We start from the raw sequence: 16892 nt of genomic DNA on the forward strand, positions 1-16892 counted from the left end.
ACCATGTCAGCCATCACATTACACATCACGGGAATGACTTGCGGGCACTGCGCGCAAGGTGTCGAGCAGGCATTGAACGCGCTGCCTGGCGTCAAGGCCGAGGTCTCCCACGAAGCGGCGACGGCCCGGGTCGAGACCACCGGCGCGACCCCAACGAATCGGTTGCTGGCAACGGTGGTGGCTGCAGGTTACCAGGCCAATCTGTCAAATGAGCAAGACCGGACTAGCGTTGGTGACACTGCCGGCGGATTGCGGGTCGCCATCATCGGCAGCGGATCCGCCGCCTTCGCGGCGGCCATTCGAGCCGCCGACGCGGGTGCCCAGGTGACCCTTTTTGAAGGCGGCGATGTGATCGGCGGCACTTGCGTCAACGTCGGCTGCGTACCCTCCAAGATCATGATCCGTGGCGCGCATATCGCCCACCTGCAGGCGCACCATGCGTTCGACGGGATTGCACTCCACCAGCCAGCCATCGATCGCGGCGCCCTGGTCAGGCAGCAGCAGGCCCGGGTCGAGGAGCTTCGCCAGGCCAAATACCAGGACGTCCTGGAGAACTATCCCGGCATCCACCTGATCCGTGGCTGGGCACGCTTTGCCGATCCGCACACCCTGACGGTCACGCGCCCGGACGGTTCGGAGAACAGCTTCGCCGCCGATCGCATCCTGATCGCCAGCGGCGCCCGCCCAGCCATCCCCGACATCCCCGGCCTCCGCGACACCCCCTACTGGACCTCCACCGAAGCGCTGGTCGCCGAGGAGATCCCCAAGCGGCTGGCGGTCATCGGCGGCTCGGTGGTGGCGCTGGAACTGGCCCAGGCCTTCCTGCGCCTGGGCAGCGAGGTGACCATCCTGGCACGCAGCACCTTCCTTTCAAAGGAAGACCCCGAGATCGGCAAGGCCCTAGCCGGGATATTCGAGGAGGAAGGCGCACAGGTACTGCTGCACAACCTGCCCGATGCCATAGCCCATGACGGCAAGGCGTTCATCCTGACGACCCGGCACGGCGAGATCCGCGCCGACCGGTTGCTGGTGGCTACCGGACGCCAACCCAATACCGACCGGCTGGCACTCGACAAGGCCGGTATAGACACCCGCGGCAATGGCGCTATCGCCATCGACGAGCGGATGCGCACTTCGATGGAACATATCTTCGCCGCCGGCGACTGTACCGATCAGCCGCAGTTCGTCTATGTGGCTGCGGCCGCCGGCACCCGTGCCGCCGTCAACATGACCGGCGGCGAGGCGGCGCTGGATCTCACCACCATGCCGGAGGTGGTGTTCACCGATCCGCAGGTCGCCACGGTGGGCCTGAGCGAAGACCGGGCCCGGGCGCAAGGCATCGAGACGGAGTCACGCACCCTGCCGCTGGAGCATGTGCCGCGCGCCCTGGCCAACTTTGATACCCGGGGTTTCATCAAACTGGTGGCGGCGCGGGACGACGGACGGATTCTCGGTTGCCAAGTGCTGGCGGCCGAGGGCGGGGAGATCATCCAGACCGCCGCCCTGGCCATCCGCAACCGCATGACGGTGCAGGAGCTGGCGGATCAACTGTTCCCCTATCTCACCATGGTCGAGGGGCTGAAGCTGTGCGCGCAGACCTTCACCCGGGATGTCAAACAACTCTCTTGTTGCGCGGGGTGATGTGGAAATGCTGAAACAGATCATCAGCCCGACGGGTTCCGCCATCAGCGGCGCCTGCTGCCTCGGGTTCACGCCCTTTCTTGCCGGGCTTTCATCCATCGGCGCGGGATTTCTTATCAATGACCTGGTGCTGATCCCCCTGTTCGTGCTGTTTCTCGGCATCACGCTATGGGGGTTGCGCAAATCGCGCCGGCACCATGGCCGGAACGGGCCTTTTGTGCTGGGCCTGGTGGCGAGCCTGGTCGCCTTCGCGGCGTTGTGGTTCCTGGTGCCGCTCGCCTATGCCGGACTGGCTGCCCTGGTCGCGGCCTCCGCGTGGGATATCGTGCTGTTGCGTCGTTACGAGCGCGGGATTCCCTGCCCCGAAAAACAGTCATAGGGCGCCCATGGGCGCCATGGATGTTCATGCCGGTGTTGCGGCGGGCACGCACGGCCCGCCCTATGGTTCTCGCGGACGTAGGTTGGCGGCAAATCTGCTCCTGCGGGCAAGGCACGCTTTGCGCGCAGCGGGGGGTCAGCCGAACATCGCGTCGGTATCGACCGTATCGCGTTCGCCCAAATCACCTCGGTGACTGGCGAGAAAACGGTCGGCGGCGGTGCGGCCCGCCTCCTTCAGCCGGTGCAGGATCACCGGGTGAGCCACCATCTTGGTAGCCACGGAAAGCTGGTTCATCAGCACATCATCGGCGATCATGTGGATCAATGCGCGCTGGATGCCGCCGGGGTCGAGCGTATGGCCGTCCACCAGATTGCGCACCGTCCAGATCGCCCGCAGCTCGCGCAGGAGCGAGGAATTGAAGCTAATCTCATTGATCCGATTCTGGATGTCGCGCGCGGTGCGTGGCACCTCCTCGCGGAACAGCGGGTTGATGTTCACCACCACGATATCGCGCGGCAGATCGGCCCGGAACAGCGGGAAGAGCGCGGGGTTGCCGATATAGCCGCCGTCCCAGAACGCCTCGCGCCGGCCGGTGCTCGGATCGTCCCATTCCACCGCGCGGAAGAGTGTGGGCAGGCAGGCTGACGCAAGCATGGTATCGGTGCAGATCTCGGTACCCGTGAAAACGCGGATGCGCCCGGTGCGCACATTGGTGGCGCAGATGTTGAGCACGGGCGGGCGGGTGTCGCAGACCAGATCCCATTCGAAACGCTCAACGATGCAGCGCAGCGGGTTGTCGCCGGGCATTCCGTAGGGGCTGATGATGCGGCTCATCATATCGGCCCAGTTGAACACCGGCGAGGCGTCGATCATCGCCGAGATCGTACTCGGCTCGGGGCTCAGCGCCGCCAGCCAGGCGGTCACCGCGTCGGAGGGCAGCGCGCCTACCTGCTCCCAGAGCCAGTCGAGGCTTTCCCTTGCCCCGGCGCGGCCGCCGCGCTGCAACCCCGCCTTCAGCGCCGCGCCGTTGAGCGCCCCCGCCGAGGTCGCGGAAATCGCCGTTATCTCAATGCCGTCATCCGCCAGCAACCGGTCGAGCACTCCCCAGGTGAAGGCGCCATGCGCGCCGCCGCCCTGGAGCGCAAGATTGATGCGCTTGGGTGCGCTCACAGTATCGTCCAGCCGCCGTGTTCCGCGGCAATGTCGAGTCCTATGTCCGGGGTCGATCCGGTGATGACGGCGGTCTTGTCCTTCAGTGACATGGGTACCTCCTTAATGGTGGCGGGCGCATAAATCCGTTCTCGCAAGTACAGGAAGAGTAAATGCCCCTCTTGTCCCGGTCCAGCCATAAGTTGCGCCATTCCGATTTCACCACAGACGTAATTGTTTAGGAGGATCTGCCTGATCAAACCAACCTGCGCCCATACCGCGAAATACCACGGGGCATTACGCTATCTAACGTTTCGTTACATCGAAACATTATGTCCCATCGCCTCAACCGCCACCGACAAACCCTGCAAGAAACATATAAGTATCTGTATTAATTATATAAATATAGAAATATACAAAACTGGCACGGCATCTGCAACATCCAAGTCACAGAGCAAAACATTACGCAGTAAACAACCCTTTAAGGAGAACAACATGAACAAACTGATCACTCTCGCAGTACTGGCTTTCGCCTCCACCGGTGCCCTCGCTGACGATCTCAGCACCGATATCCTGTACGGTGGCGCCCCGGTCAGCGTCAGCCCGAGCAGCCCCTTCGTACAGAACGGCCCCGTGAACTCGGAGCTGGTCACCGATCTGGTTTACGGTTCCGACAGCCGCGGCCAGAGTGACAAGGCCCAGCCGTTCGAGCGGGTCGCCAACGAACGTCAGGACATCTCGACCGACATCATTCATGGTGGCTGATCGCAGTTGAGAGCCGCTCCCGCACTTCGCGGCATAAGGCTATCCCTGAAAAAACGCCCCCGACGGCATCGCCGCCGGGGGCGTTTGTTTGCGCGCTACAGGCCTACACACCGACGGGGCGAACCTGCCACCTGCGGGAGTGGATTTGACGGGAACACCTTCGCGCCCGAGAGCAAATAGAGATCGTTCGCAAGACTTGTAGGTACGGAGAGAAGGCATTTTCTCTCGTGAAGAACGCCAAAAGCGCAAAGATTGCAGAATTCGGAATTTAAGCGAGGAAGTAACTACTCACGGGGTGAGTAGTTACGAAAAAGCATAGATCCTGGTGCCGCTCGCCTATGCCGGACTGGCTACCCCGGTCGCTGCAGCCGCATGGGATAGCGTGCTGCTGCGTCGCTGCGAGCACGGGCTTCCCTCCCCCGAAAACCCGTCATAGGGCGCCCCATGGGCGCCATGGATGTTCGTGCCGGTGTTGCGGCGGGCACGGCCCGCCCTATGGTTCAAGCGGACTCAGGTTGGCGGCAAATCCGCGCATGCGGCTTACGCGAGTCGCGCCTGCTCCAACGGGCGGTCATAACTCCGCTTCGCCGGTAACCGGCACGCCCCGGCCGAATGCCTGTCAATACCGGACAGCCTGAGCAGGGTGAGCGGACGGCATATCCTGATCCACTTTCGATCGACAGTGATCAGTTGTTTGTCACTGAGGCGCAGCAGCGCACGACTCAGCGTCTCCGGTGCGATCATCAAGTGGTGAGCGATATCGCGCCGCCTCATGTTGAGTTTTAACCGCCGCCCTTCAGGCACCCGCATCCGCACGGCCAGGTCAAGAAGAAACTCGGCCAGCCGGGCATCCGCCGACTTTTCCGTTCGCGCAATCAGCGCATGCGCGCGGCTGGCGTCATGCGCCAGCATCTTGAACAAGGTGGCGAAACGACCCGGAGCGGCATCCGCGATTCGGCGCACATTGGTATAGGGAATCTTGCACAACCGGGTATCCACGGTTGCCCAGGCGATTTCCCGTTCCGGCGAGCCGTAGTAGACCCCTTGCAATCCAAGGGATTCGCCGGGTACACGGAAATCAACCCAGGTCGCATCCGGGGTTTCCGGTTTGACCTTGAGGCACCCCTCCTTGACCACATACAGGGCCGGTTCATCTCGAATGATCGGCCTGCCCGCCCGCACTTCGACCGAAACGGCCTGTGCCCCGGGCCAGAGTCCGAACTGGCATATGCCCGCTAGACAGCAACTGTCCCGGCACACGGCATCGTCCCGGCATGCGAAATCATCCACGGGTTGTATCTGTGTTGCATAAGCCAGATTCATGCTTGGGCTCCCGGCGAGTCTGTTAGGTTTCGTGGCGCCACCTTAATTATTAAGGCAGGCATCTACAGCCTCGGAGCACAACCCGTGCCAATGCTTTAACACATTGTATTCATGGTAAATATATTATTATTCCGGCTATCCAGCGGATAAATATCGCCCGGCTTGTGGTGGCGACCGGTCAATAATCGACCGGTGATTATGACGATCTCTCTCACTAACTACTTACCCGGTCTGTAAGTGATTGGCCTGCCTTGTTGGCCAATCACCCCGTGAGTAGTTACGATCTCTCATCGTCTTCGTTGCCGCGCTGATCGCCCAGCTTGTTGCGCAGGGTGGCGCGAGTGATACCCAGCAACTCCGCGGCTCGGGTCTTGTTGCCCTCGCACGCGGCCAGCACCCGTTGAATGTGAAACCGCTCCGCGTCCGCCAGGAGCAGGGGGGACTCGGCGGCTTGGGCCATGCCCGGCTGGCCGGCACCCGACATCTCCCTGGGCAGGTGTTCGGGGCGGATCGCGCCGTCCCGTGACAGGATCGCGGCCCGTTCCATCACGTTGCGCAGCTCACGGATGTTGCCCGGCCAGGGGTAAGCGGTCAGAAACGAGGCCACTTCCGGAGTCAGGGTGAGTGGGGCCACACCCAGTGTCGGCGCCATTTGCCGCAGAAAATAGCGGGCCAGGGGCAGCACGTCGTCGCGGCGCTCGCGTAGCGACGGCACGTCGATGGCGCCGACGTTGAGCCGGTAATAGAGGTCCTCGCGGAACTGGCCGGCGGCCACCATCGCCGGCAGGTCGCGGTGCGTGGCGGCGACGATGCGGACATCCACCTGCAGTTCGCGGCTGCCGCCAAGGCGCCGAAAGGTCTGGGTCTCCAGCGCCCGCAACAGCTTCGGCTGCAGGGCGAGGGCGAGGTCGCCGATCTCGTCGAGAAAAAGGGTTCCGCCGTCGGCCAGCTCCAACAGCCCGCGCTTGGCCTGCCGGGCGTCGGTGAAGGCGCCCTTCTCGTAGCCGAACATCTCCGCCTCAAGCAGCGTTTCGGGGAGGGCGGCGCAGTTGATCGCAATCCACGGACCCTCCGCCCGTGTGGAACGGGCGTGCACGGTGTGGGCCACCCGCTCCTTGCCGGTGCCGGATTCACCGTGAATGAGCACCGGCACCCGCCCGGCGGCGGCGATGCGACTCACCACGTCAACCATCTCCCGGAAGGCGGCGCTGTCGCCGATCCACTCCGCGTCATCCTGCGCCGAGGACTGGGCGCGGCGCCATTCCAGCTCGTGGCGCATGTGCTGAGCATCGACGGCGCGACCGATCAGTTCCAGCAGGTCATCCAGATCGAACGGCTTATTGATGTAGTCGTAGGCACCGGCCTTGAGGGCAGCGATGGCGGTGCGCACCTCGGGGTAGGCGGTCATGATCACCACCAGGCAACCATCGTCCAGCTGACGCAGCCGGCCGATCAGCTCCAGGCCGTCGCTATCAGGCAGCCGCAGATCGAGCAGGACCAGTTGGAATCGCCCCCGCCGCACAGCCGCCAGCGCGGCGGCCGCATCGGCGGCCAGTTCCACCTCGAAGCCTCTGCGGGTAAGGAACTGGCCCAGGGTCAGACGCAGCGTCTGGTCGTCTTCAACAATGAGAATGTGGTCAGACATGCGCACCTCCGGCGGCCGGCCAATACAAGGTAAAGCGGGTTCCCTGGCCAGGCTCGCTTTTCGCCTCGACCCGGGCGTGGTGGTCCTGGGCGATTTTACGCACGATGGCCAGCCCCAGTCCGGTGCCCTCGCCGCGGGTGGTGTAGAAGGGCTCGAAGATCCGCGGCAACACCTCGGCGGGTATGCCCGCACCCGAATCCTCCACCTCGATCACCACCTCGGCCCCCCGCAAGCGGGCACCGATACGCAGTAGCCCACCCTCGGGCATGGCATGCATCGCATTGATGACCAGATTGAGCAGCAGCTGCTTCATCTGGCGCGGATCGGCGCGCAACGGCACCACCCCGTCGATCTCGGTGAGGAGATCGATCCCCTTGCCGTGTGCCTCCTTGCGGGTCCAGAACAGGACATCGTCCATCACCCCGGCCAGATCACAGTCAACGGGAGCGCCGGCGGGCGGCGCCGCGAAGCTGTTGAAGGTGTGCAGAAAACCGCTCAGCCGGTCGATCTCGCCCTCCATCCGGCCCAGCGCCTCCAATAAGTGGCTCGGCGTGTCGGACTCGTAACGCAGCGACTGGGTAACCGCCTTCAGCCCGGCCAGTGGGTTGCCGATCTCGTGGGCAAGGCCCATGGCCAATTCGCCGAGGGTGGTCATCTTCTCCATCTGGAACATCTGCCGATCCAACTCCCGCCGTTCATCGAGCAGACGCCGTTCCTCGCTGACATCCCGGACCACGACGATGAAGGCCTCGCCACCGCCGTCGCTGGTATGGGTTACCGACAGCGCCAGGGTCCGTCCCGCCAGGCTGATGTCCCCGCGATACGCCCCGGCGGCGGCCGCCGCGGCAGCCAACCCGGGCCACTGTGGCAGCCACGACACCAGCGGCCGGTGCCGTTCGAGTCCATCGATCAGCTGCCTTGCCGCATCATTGGCCAGGGTGCAGCGCCCCTGTTCATCAACGGCCAGGATGCCATCCCCGGTATGCTGGATCACCGCCGCCAGGTAAGCGCGCTCGCGATCCAGTTCGTCGGTTCGCGCCCGCACCTCGTCGGTCAGCCGGGAACGATGCGCGTTGAGCTTTCCAACCAGCTCCTGAAGCCTTTCCGCCATGATGTTGAAGCGCTCGCCAAGCCCGGCTATCTCGTCATCGCCTTCGATACGCACGCGGCGGGTGAAATCGCCGGCGGCGACCGCTTCCGCCTCCCGCGACAGGTCGTCAAGGGGTCCCAGGAGCCGCCGTGAAACCAGATAACCGCCAAGGGCGGTGGCCGCCAGGCTCGCCAGCAGCACGATATAGAGCGTGGACAGATTGAAGATGGAGAGAAACAGCCGATTTCTCGGAAAGGCCAGCGCAAGCACCCAACCCTTGGTCCTGGTTTGGGCGTGTTGGCTATCCAAGGGCGTCACCGGAGCGAAGGAGAAGATCTGCCCCGCGACCAGCGTGGTGCCGCTGCCACCCGACACCACTTCGTCGAGCACCGTCTCGCCGAACTCGGAGCGCAAGCGCTCGATGGGCTGCATCACAAAGGTATCGGGCTTGCCACCGGCACTGCGGGAGAGGAAGTGGCCGGCGCGATCGAACAGGTAGGCGATGCCGCCCCGCGCGTCCGCCAACTGCTGGATCTGGTCCAGCAGGATATCGGCGTTGAGATTGACGATGAGCAGGCCGGCATCCGCCGCGTTCAACGGTTTCACCGGCGTGGCAAAACGGATAACCGGGCGCTCCGGCCGCTCCACCCGTCCGTATTCGATGTTGAGATCGAGCGGGGATACATAAACATCCCCAGGCGCCAGGCCTTTCGCCTCCACCACATAGTAGCGATCGGACTTATCCTGAAGGCGCCCGGCGGCCACCGTCTCGATCGTTTCGCCCCGCCGATCCACCCGCACCAGCTCCCGCCCATCCGGACCCAAATAGCGGATCTGGTAGATGTGGGGATAGTACGCCGCGAAGCGGGAGAAGTCCTGCTCCAGCCGCTCTCGCGACGCCGCCACGCTGGATTCGCCAGTCCCCCGAGCCGCCACCTCATGCAACTGGTGCAAGGCGTCGGATTGGGAGAGAAAACGCAGTTCCGACGACAATTGGGCAAAGAAACGGGCAATGTTCGCGGTGCGGATAAGAATCTCCTGCTCGACGCTCGTCAGGGTCTCCTGTTTCAGGGCATTCAACGAATAGACAATGCCGATCGCGCCGGAAATGGCTGTCGGCACCGCGGCGGCCAGCAGAAAAGAGAGATAGATTCGCCTGGAGAGGCCCGCAAAACGTAATAAAGCCATGCTTTCCTGAAGGATTACCGCAAAAACTTCATGTATTTGAATAAGGTGGGTGACATGATAACGCGGAACAGGCTCCCACTGTCGATTAAACCTGAATTCTCCGATTCAACCGCGAAGAGCTCAAAGTACACAAAGAGATACGTAACTACTCACCCCCGTCATGCCCGTGCAGGCGGGCATCCAGTGCGGTTTTGCGGAGCTCCGCCCGCAAAACTACAACCCGTAGGATGCGGTGAGTAAAACGAACCGCATCGGTCCGGCGACGAGCAAATGATGCGGTTCGCAAGCTCACCAGCATCCTACCCCGAAAACAGGTCATGGGGCTCCCCGTGGGCGCCGTCGGCAGGCATGCGGGATGACGGGGGGTGAGTAGTTACCGAGAAAAAACGTAAGCACCAAGATAACCACCTCCGTGGTTACTTACGATACAACCGGGAGTATTACACGATTGTTCTGAATTCGTGTAATGCTCCAAATCAGGATCAGGGGCGACCCGAAGGCCGCCCCTGTCTCTTCAGTACAACAAAAAGATGAATCAGACGATATTACGCGGTGCGAAGGACATGGAGCGGAACTCGCTCTTGTACTTCGACTCGCCGATCTTCTTCACCTTGGCCACGCCCATCTTGTAATTGTAGTTGCCGCTGATCTGGTCAGGCACGCGACCCTGCAACGCATTACTGGGCTGATTGGTGTTGAGATAGTAGGAGTACAGGGTCCCCTTCTTTACATGGGGCGTCACGATGGCGACGGCGGTCACTGCCGCCTTGTTCAGCTCGATCCAGCCATTCTTCAGCCGCGAGGCAAAACTGAAATCCGCATCATCCTGTGCCTTGATGCTCTGCCTCAGGTTGGGCACCCGCTCGGAGAACAGCATCAACTGATCGCCCGACTCGATACCGCGCGCGGCGGCGTCGTCCGGGTGGATCTCGGTCCAGTTTTCCGGCCAGCGCTGGGCGATGTAGGCGCGCCGGTCGACGTCGTCAAATCCGGACTGCCAGATCTCGTTGACCCGGCCGTTGGTGTGCCACAACTCGTCATCCTTTGGCTTCATCCACTCCCAGTAGTCGGAGAACAGGCTCCAGGGGTGTTTCTGGATGTTCACCTTGCCGGACTGGGTGTTGAAGTGGGTACCCTTCTTGTTCACCATGTTGGTGGCCATGCTGCGACCCTCTGCCTCCATCTGTTCCGGGGTAAGGGTGGTGTCGTGCAGCCGCTTGCTGCCCAGCAGTTCGCCCGTCTTGTAGTTGTAGAAGGTCGGCCCCTGGATACCGGAGGTACCCAATTCACGCAATTTTTCGTGCAGGGTCTTGCCCTCGGCATGCGCCGCCACCTTGATCATGTGGTAGGCCTTGGGTCCGGTACGGCTGAAGCGCGAGGACTCCTCGCATACCTGGTTGGCATCCTTCCAGTCGAAACCGTCGAAGCCCATGCGCTTGCCCAGTTCCGCCATGATCCACCAGTCCGGCTTGGCGTCCCCCGGGGCGTCGTAGAACTTGGAGTAGAGCCGCAGGCGCCGCTCGCCGTTGGCGCGGATGAAGTCCGACTCGCCCCAGGTGGCCGCCGGCAGCACGATGTCCGCAAAGCGCGAGCCGATCGGATCGCGCAGGTAGATCTCCTGATTGAGCACCACGGTACCGCCGGAGTCGGCGCGCGCCTTCAGGGTGTCGATGATCTCCTGCTTGTCGAAGGAGCGCACCTGGTGCGGATTATTGGTCACCTGCTCCTCGAACTTGGCATTGAGGCCGGCGGAGCCGCACATCGCCTGAATCCAGGTGGTACCGATGACATGGGCAAAGCGGGTGTGCCCGGCGTAGAAATAGCGGTCACAATCCATCGACTGACGCCGCCGTCCCGCGTGTTTCTGGGGAGATTTATTACGGGGATAAGCGCCGCCGCTCTGGTAACCACGCTGATGGCCTCCCAGACGGCCCACCATCTGGCCCGGCCGGCCACCCGCCCCGCAGACCGTAGCCAGCGTGGCAACGGCATTGGTGTTGCCGGTATTGTTGGACCAGTAGAAGCCCTTCTCGATGGCGAAGGAGGCCTTCACCCGGCGGCCGTCCGCCTTCGGCTTGGCCAACCACTCGGCCGCCTTGTAGATGTCGGCGGGGTCGATATTGGCGATTTTTGCGGCTTCCTTGGGGTCATACTCCTTCTGCGCCAGGTTCCACTGCTTGTAGTCCTCGAAGCCCTTGGTCTGGAACTGGCCCCAGGTGGTGCGCCACTGCCACGGGGTGTTGCGGGTGCCTTGGCCAAAGCCGGAGTCGGACGCCCACTGGTTGTTGACCCACTTCTCGATCCACTCCTTGTCTTCCCAGCCGTTCTCCAGGATGACCCGCAGGATGGCGCCCAGCACCGGTGTATCGGTTCCGGGGTCGATCTGCAGGAACAGGGCGTTGCCGCGGCTCTTGGCATAGGCGATACCCGCCGTTTCGCGCACGTTGAGCCAGACCGTCTTCTGACCGGCATCGATCGCCGGCTTGATAAATTGGTTAAACAGGATGGTCTTGGTTTCGTAGGGATCGGTACCGGCGATCAATAGCGTCTCGGCAGCGGCCCAGTCCTGGTAGGAGGGGGCAAAGTTTTCAAACCCGGCATCACGGAACCCTGGCGTCGAGGTGACATCGGAAGGTGTGTCATGGAAGGCAAAGTTGGCAGTATTCATATGCCGCAGCGCAAACTTGCTGATCGCGTAGGTGTTCTCGATGTACTGATAGAGATAGGTCTTCATGCCGTAGGCATTGGCGCCGTGCTTCTCCACCACGTGCTTCATCACCTCGGTGGCCACATCCAGGGCCATGTCCCAGGAGACCGGTTGCAGGGTGCCGTTGATGCGGATCATCGGCGACATCAGCCGATCCCGGGTCGGTTTGTTGGGGTTGTAGACCTTCTGGGCGATGCAACCGCCGCGAATGGAAGAGTCGCCCGTGAGGTTGACCGCCTGGGCCTCCTTGTCCGGTATGATCACCACATTGTGCGGACGACCGTCATGCATCACCACGTTGTGCTGGGTGGGGGCCACCCAGGCCTGCATCGGTCCGGTCGGGAACGAGACTTTGAAGGCGTTCTCATGGGCCTGGGGTCCGCCATCCGGGGCACCCACCGGCCAGCGGTAGACCTTGTAGCCGCAGGCCACGATGCAGTAATCGCAGCAGGTGGTCAGCACCTCCGCGTTCACGGGAGGCAGCGGCGCCTTGTCCTCGGGAAGATAGTACTTGGTTGACATGATTATGACTCCTGGGATTCCATCAGGTTTTGATTACGGCCAAACAGCAGACCCATGACGCCGACGGCGTAGATGTCATCGCCATCCAGCTCCAGCAGTACCTGGGGAATGCTCTGGTAGGCCTGGCCCGAGACGATAATGCCGTGACGGGTCAGGTCATAGGTGGAGAGGTGCAGCGGGCACTGGCCCAGCACCCGGTGCTCGCCCACCGCCTGATACTTGCCGTTCATGAAACCTCCCTGATGGGTGCAGAGGTAGCTGAACGCCACCACATCGCGCTGCGGACCGATGCCGCCGCCGGCCTTGGCCCCATCCATCTTGACCACGAAGCACTGGGAGTTCTGGTTCTTGTCGGGATAGTTGAAATCCAGCGGGGTGTTCTCCTTCAGCTGGCTCAGTTTGCCGATGTGCTGACGGGGATAACCCACCACCCGGGCCTTGGCCTGGGCCTCGCCCGGAAACAGGTTGAGTGAGATGGTACTGACAGCGACCGCCGTGGTACCGGAGTACATCAGAAACTGACGGCGGTTGAGCATGCACTGGGCGTGCCCGGCGGCTGACTCGTCTTTTTTGATTAATTCAGACATTACTTTGCCTCCTGTGCGGCTTCGAGCTCGGCACGCGTAAACAGTGGCGCGTATTCGGGCAGCACGGGCTTCTCGGTGGTGATCGGATCACCCGAGAAGGACTCCAGGAATGCCACCAGATCCGCTTTCTCTTCATCGGTCAGGCCCAGGGGCTTGATCAGCTTGGACTTGTTCTCGGCGAACTGGGTGGTGCGACCCTCTTCATCGAAGCCGCCCCGGTCATAGAACTCGACCACATCCTCCAGCGTGTAGAGGATGCCGTTGTGCATGTAGGGCGCGGTATGGGCGGTATAACGTAGCGACGGGGTACGGAACTTGCCCTTGTCCCACTTGTTCTTGCTGCGGTAGTAGAAGCCCCAGTCCGACTTGGCGGTGCGGTACCCCTCCTCGGTCTGGCCCTTGGCGTACTGCTCGAAGCGGAAGGTGATCTGCGCCAGCCCGTCCTCTTCCCAACGTTTGTTGGCCGGCACGCCGATGTTGTGGTAGTCCTGATCCGAGGCAAGGGCGCCGTTGTGGCACTGGATACAACCCGCCTTGCCCTCGAACAGCGCCTTGCCGCGCACCTGCTCTTCACTCAGTGCCGCCTGGTCACCCTGCAGGTATTTGTCCAGCGGGGTGTCGCGCTGCACCAGGGTGCGTTCGTAGGCTGCCATGGCGCGCCAGACGTCCTGGATCAGCGGCCACTGGGTACCGAATACCTCTTTGAAGCGTTTGCGGTACTCGGGAATCAACGCCAGGCGCGCCTCCATGATGTCGTCCTCGCCGTTGCCCGCGACACCGCCCTTGGCGGCGGCCGGTGCCTGCTTCTCCAGCGACGGCACGGAGCCGGCCCAGAAGCCACGGCCGTAGTAAGCGCTGTTGACGATGGTCTGGCTATTGCGCCAGTGCACGGTGCCGGGATAACCGCGGGAGAGGTCCTCGGACCAGGCCCAGCCCTGCTCCGGCTCATGGCAACTGGAACAGGCGGTTGAGGCGTCGCCGCCGATCCGGGGATCAAAGAACAGGATCTTTCCCAGTTCGGCCTTGGCGTCCGACTGCAGGTTATCCGGCGGAATCGGTGGCGGGCCGAGCGGTGCCAATGGCGCGGGTCCCGCCTGTTCACTTTTTGTGGCGTCCTGCTTGCCGGCCAGGGCAGTATTACCGACCAGCAGCACGGTCGATACAGCGGCGGCCACCAAGGTAGGAGCAAATTTCATCTTTCTCATGACTCTCTCCTCAACTCAGTTACGGACCTGGGTCCAGTTGTCGATGGCCGGATACTCAGCCGGATACTCACCCTTCCAGACATACTGGTCGCTGGTGAGCTGATCGCCGGAGAGCGCCTCCAGGAAGGCCACCAGGTCCTTCTTTTCCGCCTTGCTCAGCTGCAACGGTTTCAGCAGCGGGCTCTTGTTGCTGTCCTTACCGCCGCCCTGGTTGTAAAACTCCACCACCTCGGCCAGCATCTTGATGGTGCCGTTGTGCATGTAGGGCGCGGTGTACTTCAGTTCACGCAGGCTGGGGGTGATGAACTTGCCCATGTCCTTCGGATCCAGGGTGATGTTGAGGTAGCCCGGATCGCGCTTCAGGTTCATGTAGTTGGGGATACCCTGGAACATGGCGAAGGCGATAAAGGCCTGGTGGTTCATCGGGTCCAGGAACACGTCGAAGTTCTCCGGCACGCCGGTGTTGTGCGGTTTCTGGTCGCTGAGCAGCGGGCCATTGTGGCACTGGATGCAGCCCGCCTTGCCCTTGAACAGGGCCATGCCACTCTTCGCGGAAGCGGACATCTTGCCGCTGTCGAAGGGCGCATTCCGCGAGGTCAGACTCTTCAGGTACTCGGGGATGATGCTGCGGGCACCGCCGTTGCTCGGCTCGTTCTTGCCGGCCGCCTTGAACATCTCCACATAGACCGGATCCTGCTTCAACCGCTCCTGCATGATGCGCATGTCCATGTTCATGATGTAATCCTCGGTGATCATCTCACGGGTCACATCATTCAGGTCGGTGCCGATGCGGCCGTCATGCAGCCACACCTTCTTGTAGGCCGTGTTGATCACGCTCTGCGCGTTACGGAAGTTGCCGTTACCGGGATAGCCTGGCGACAGCGCCTCCTTGCTGCCAAAGCCGTTTTCCGGCACGTGGCAGGTGGAACAGGCGATACCGGCATCGCCGGAAAGCCGCTTATCGAAGAACAGCCGCTTACCCAGTTCGGCCTTGGCCGCATCCACTTTCAATGCAGGCAGGGGACCGATATCCGGATACTCGCCCGCTTGCGCGCTCACTGCCACACCCAGCCCCATCACCGCGGCCAGGAGAGCACGCCCGTTCGTGACTCGTACACCCATTGGAATTCCTCCAGGTCAATTATTGCTTTGCCGGTTATTTCAGCTGCGAAACATCGCGGTTGAACTTTTTACTAACCGACGGTCTGAATTCGGGAGGGCGCGCAGGCAGTTTCCATGCCAGCTTTAATAATCGTATTGATAGCGGGGTTGGTTTGTTGAGCAAATTTCCATACGTGATCTCGATCAAGCTTTTTAAAACACCGATCTGAATGAACTGTTCCATGCTCCGGGAAGCAAAAAGCAGGAGTGTATGTTTTGTTCAAACGTAACTACTCACGGAGTGATTGGCCTGCCTTGCCCTACCCTTTACCCACACATACCGGTGACCACGCATGTAGGATGGGTGGAGGCGCGGCACCCTTGTTGACGGCTGTTCGCGGTGGTCGGGCGCGCCGTAACCCATCTTCGGATGCGGATGCGGGTGTGCGATGGGTTGCGCGCCGGAGAAGGAGCCGGCGGAGAGTTCATGGAGGCGCTCCACCCATCCTACGTCCTAATCCGAGCTGCGATCTGATGGCTGAGCTGGGCGGGTATCAGGTAAACCTGAATTCCTCGATTCAACCGCGAATAACGCAAAGAGATACAATGACTTACCTGCAGGTCCTGGCCACTCGACAGGTGAAGGGCCGGGAGAATACACGTTGGTGCTTTCCTTCGTGTTCTTTGCGTTCTTGGCGGTTGAAATAAGGTTTATAGTTGTAGGTAGCGTTAGCCCAAGGCGTAACCCGACAGATCGGGCTTGATCGTCGGATTACGCTGCGCTAATCCGACCTACGATCTAACGGTATCCGACCATAGCTGAGTAGGATGGATAATCAGGTTATATGGTGACAGGCCCTAACCCGAAGGAGATGACACTTTGAACACGAACAGCACAACCGGCCGGACCGATCCGGGTCTGACCATCGGTCATCTGGCAAAGGCCGCCGGCGTCAACGTCGAAACCGTCCGTTACTACCAACGTATCGGCCTGATCAGGGAGCCGCTTAAACCCGCCCAAGGCTACCGGCGTTACCCGGCTTCCCTGGCGGAGACCATTCGCTTCGTCAAACGGGCCCAGGAACTCGGCTTCAGCCTCAACGAAATCACCGACCTGTTGTCCCTGAACGCCAGGAATTGCGACGAGGCGCGCGCAATTGCGGAACACAAACACGCGGTCATACAACAACGCATCGACGATCTGAACGCCATCCAGCGTGAACTGTCCAGACTGATCAACGCCTGCAGGAAAAACGGCTCCGGTCAGGAACAGTGCGCGATCATCGCCACGCTGAGCAAGACCACGGAATTTAACCCTGAAAGCTGATTTGTACAGACCTGCAGTCTCTCGCTGGATGGTCGCCCCCACAGTCCGTCGTCAGTTCACGTACAGTACCTTTCCTTGCTACCAGCCAATCATGGGTGATCGCATGCTGGAGACAAAGACGATCCCTACTCCGACTCGATGGCAAACAAGCCTGAAAAGGCTTGTAATTTCGGTGGCTTGTATTTCGCGTCGATACCCCTGAAAGATACCCTGCCCAGAAATACAAAAAAGGCTATATCCCTCCGATATCCGACGATCATCCC

At 61.6% G+C, this 16892-nt stretch carries 12 protein-coding genes; 4 read left to right on the forward strand and 8 right to left on the reverse strand.

Annotated features, from left to right (window positions below):
• Positions 1-3: 3 nt before the first annotated feature.
• Positions 4-1641 carry a mercury(II) reductase gene (gene merA, locus NPX02_RS06400; protein WP_260292618.1) on the forward strand — a complete coding sequence of 546 codons (1638 nt, stop codon included), beginning with the start codon at positions 4-6 and terminating at the stop codon, positions 1639-1641.
• A gap of 7 nt (positions 1642-1648) precedes the next feature.
• Entirely contained in the window at positions 1649-2020 is a 372-nt protein-coding gene (locus tag NPX02_RS06405; RefSeq protein WP_260292619.1) for a MerC domain-containing protein, read from the forward strand.
• Positions 2021-2155: 135 nt separating this feature from the next.
• Here the strand turns inward: NPX02_RS06405 and NPX02_RS06410 are convergent, their stop codons facing one another.
• Positions 2156-3190, reverse strand: a complete 1035-nt coding sequence (locus NPX02_RS06410) for a patatin-like phospholipase family protein (protein WP_260292620.1) — start codon at positions 3188-3190, stop codon at positions 2156-2158.
• A gap of 474 nt (positions 3191-3664) precedes the next feature.
• On the opposite strand from NPX02_RS06410, the gene NPX02_RS06415 reads away from it, so the two are divergent.
• Entirely contained in the window at positions 3665-3934 is a 270-nt protein-coding gene (locus NPX02_RS06415; protein WP_260292621.1) for a hypothetical protein, read from the forward strand.
• 540 nt (positions 3935-4474) lie between these two features.
• Here NPX02_RS06415 and NPX02_RS06420 read toward each other — a convergent pair.
• From NPX02_RS06420 to NPX02_RS06450, 7 genes are all read right to left on the reverse strand, one after another.
• The gene (locus NPX02_RS06420) at positions 4475-5257 is read right to left on the reverse strand and encodes a Crp/Fnr family transcriptional regulator (protein ID WP_260292623.1); all 783 of its coding nucleotides are present in this window, start codon (positions 5255-5257) and stop codon (positions 4475-4477) included.
• A gap of 277 nt (positions 5258-5534) precedes the next feature.
• Positions 5535-6902 (reverse strand): sigma-54-dependent transcriptional regulator, encoded by a 1368-nt coding sequence (locus tag NPX02_RS06425; RefSeq protein ID WP_260292624.1) that lies wholly within the window; start codon positions 6900-6902, stop codon positions 5535-5537.
• A complete protein-coding gene (locus tag NPX02_RS06430) occupies positions 6895-9180 on the reverse strand; it encodes an ATP-binding protein (protein WP_260292625.1) in 2286 nt (761 codons plus the stop codon). The genes NPX02_RS06425 and NPX02_RS06430 overlap by 8 nt, the downstream gene beginning before the upstream one ends.
• Before the next feature lie 535 nt (positions 9181-9715).
• Complete coding sequence (locus NPX02_RS06435; RefSeq protein ID WP_260292626.1) at positions 9716-12409, reverse strand: arsenate reductase (azurin) large subunit; 2694 nt, start codon at positions 12407-12409, stop codon at positions 9716-9718.
• 2 nt (positions 12410-12411) lie between these two features.
• Positions 12412-12996, reverse strand: a complete 585-nt coding sequence (locus tag NPX02_RS06440; protein WP_260292627.1) for an arsenate reductase (azurin) small subunit — start codon at positions 12994-12996, stop codon at positions 12412-12414.
• Complete coding sequence (locus tag NPX02_RS06445; protein WP_260292628.1) at positions 12996-14201, reverse strand: cytochrome-c peroxidase; 1206 nt, start codon at positions 14199-14201, stop codon at positions 12996-12998. The genes NPX02_RS06440 and NPX02_RS06445 overlap by 1 nt, the downstream gene beginning before the upstream one ends.
• A 15-nt stretch (positions 14202-14216) precedes the next feature.
• Positions 14217-15323 (reverse strand): cytochrome-c peroxidase, encoded by a 1107-nt coding sequence (locus tag NPX02_RS06450; protein ID WP_335342518.1) that lies wholly within the window; start codon positions 15321-15323, stop codon positions 14217-14219.
• An 859-nt stretch (positions 15324-16182) separates the two neighbouring features.
• Here NPX02_RS06450 and NPX02_RS06455 point away from each other — a divergent pair.
• Entirely contained in the window at positions 16183-16629 is a 447-nt protein-coding gene (locus tag NPX02_RS06455; RefSeq protein ID WP_260292629.1) for a MerR family transcriptional regulator, read from the forward strand.
• Positions 16630-16892: the final 263 nt, after the last annotated feature.

Source organism: Sedimenticola hydrogenitrophicus (assembly GCF_025175675.1).
Classification (GTDB): Bacteria; Pseudomonadota; Gammaproteobacteria; order Chromatiales; family Chromatiaceae; genus Sedimenticola; species Sedimenticola hydrogenitrophicus.

Excerpts from the sequence above, each read along its gene's own strand:
- merA (WP_260292618.1), top strand. The coding sequence starts at position 4 with ATGTCAGCCATCACATTACACATCACGGGAATGACTTGCGGGCACTGC.
- NPX02_RS06405 (WP_260292619.1), top strand. The coding sequence starts at position 1,649 with ATGCTGAAACAGATCATCAGCCCGACGGGTTCCGCCATCAGCGGCGCC.
- NPX02_RS06415 (WP_260292621.1), top strand. The coding sequence starts at position 3,665 with ATGAACAAACTGATCACTCTCGCAGTACTGGCTTTCGCCTCCACCGGT.
- NPX02_RS06420 (WP_260292623.1), bottom strand. The coding sequence starts at position 5,257 with ATGAATCTGGCTTATGCAACACAGATACAACCCGTGGATGATTTCGCA.
- NPX02_RS06425 (WP_260292624.1), bottom strand. The coding sequence starts at position 6,902 with ATGTCTGACCACATTCTCATTGTTGAAGACGACCAGACGCTGCGTCTG.
- NPX02_RS06430 (WP_260292625.1), bottom strand. The coding sequence starts at position 9,180 with ATGGCTTTATTACGTTTTGCGGGCCTCTCCAGGCGAATCTATCTCTCT.
- NPX02_RS06435 (WP_260292626.1), bottom strand. The coding sequence starts at position 12,409 with ATGTCAACCAAGTACTATCTTCCCGAGGACAAGGCGCCGCTGCCTCCC.
- NPX02_RS06440 (WP_260292627.1), bottom strand. The coding sequence starts at position 12,996 with ATGTCTGAATTAATCAAAAAAGACGAGTCAGCCGCCGGGCACGCCCAG.
- NPX02_RS06445 (WP_260292628.1), bottom strand. The coding sequence starts at position 14,201 with ATGAGAAAGATGAAATTTGCTCCTACCTTGGTGGCCGCCGCTGTATCG.
- NPX02_RS06450 (WP_335342518.1), bottom strand. The coding sequence starts at position 15,323 with ATGGGTGTACGAGTCACGAACGGGCGTGCTCTCCTGGCCGCGGTGATG.